Annotated in this window: 2 rRNA genes (1 of these 2 cut by a window edge); both read right to left on the minus strand. The window is 56.7% G+C overall.

Going from position 1 to position 1,387, the window contains the following annotated elements:
* Nucleotides 1–107 (minus strand): 5S ribosomal RNA (gene rrf / locus ACIQVL_RS51425); the annotation flags it as partial.
* An 88-nt stretch (nucleotides 108–195) separates the two neighbouring features.
* A 23S ribosomal RNA gene (locus tag ACIQVL_RS51430) occupies nucleotides 196–1,387 on the minus strand; it runs 1,624 nt beyond the window's last position.

The raw sequence follows: 1,387 nt of genomic DNA on the forward strand, positions 1-1,387 counted from the left end.
GTCCTACTCTCCCACAGGGTCCCCCCTGCAGTACCATCGGCGCTGTAAGGCTTAGCTTCCGGGTTCGGAATGTAACCGGGCGTTTCCCTCACGCTATGACCACCGAAACACTATGAAACTGTCAGCCGCACCACGCTGTGGCAACGTGGGGCTGTTCGTGGTTTCAGAACCAACACAGTGGACGCGAGCAACTGAGGACAAGCCCTCGGCCTATTAGTACCGGTCACCTCCACCCATTACTGGGCTTCCAGATCCGGCCTATCAACCCAGTCGTCTACTGGGAGCCTTACCCCATCAAGTGGGTGGGAATACTCATCTCGAAGCAGGCTTCCCGCTTAGATGCTTTCAGCGGTTATCCCTCCCGAACGTAGCCAACCAGCCATGCCCTTGGCAGAACAACTGGCACACCAGAGGTTCGTCCGTCCCGGTCCTCTCGTACTAGGGACAGCCCTTCTCAATATTCCTGCGCGCGCAGCGGATAGGGACCGAACTGTCTCACGACGTTCTAAACCCAGCTCGCGTACCGCTTTAATGGGCGAACAGCCCAACCCTTGGGACCGACTCCAGCCCCAGGATGCGACGAGCCGACATCGAGGTGCCAAACCATCCCGTCGATATGGACTCTTGGGGAAGATCAGCCTGTTATCCCCGGGGTACCTTTTATCCGTTGAGCGACGGCGCTTCCACAAGCCACCGCCGGATCACTAGTCCCGACTTTCGTCCCTGCTCGACCCGTCGGTCTCACAGTCAAGCTCCCTTGTGCACTTACACTCAACACCTGATTGCCAACCAGGCTGAGGGAACCTTTGGGCGCCTCCGTTACTCTTTAGGAGGCAACCGCCCCAGTTAAACTACCCATCAGACACTGTCCCTGATCCGGATCACGGACCCAGGTTAGACATCCAGCACGACCAGACTGGTATTTCAACGACGACTCCCCCCGAACTGGCGTCCGGAGTTCACAGTCTCCCAGCTATCCTACACAAGCCGAACCGAACACCAATATCAAACTGTAGTAAAGGTCCCGGGGTCTTTCCGTCCTGCTGCGCGAAACGAGCATCTTTACTCGTAGTGCAATTTCACCGGGCCTATGGTTGAGACAGTCGAGAAGTCGTTACGCCATTCGTGCAGGTCGGAACTTACCCGACAAGGAATTTCGCTACCTTAGGATGGTTATAGTTACCACCGCCGTTTACTGGCGCTTAAGTTCTCAGCTTCGCCCTGACGAATCAGAGCTAACCGGTCCCCTTAACGTTCCAGCACCGGGCAGGCGTCAGTCCGTATACATCGCCTTACGGCTTCGCACGGACCTGTGTTTTTAGTAAACAGTCGCTTCTCGCTGGTCTCTGCGGCCACCCCCAGCTCAGGAAGTAAATCCCATCACCGG

The sequence above is a fragment of the Streptomyces sp. NPDC090499 genome (genome assembly GCF_044769305.1).
Taxonomy (GTDB): Bacteria; Actinomycetota; Actinomycetes; order Streptomycetales; family Streptomycetaceae; genus Streptomyces.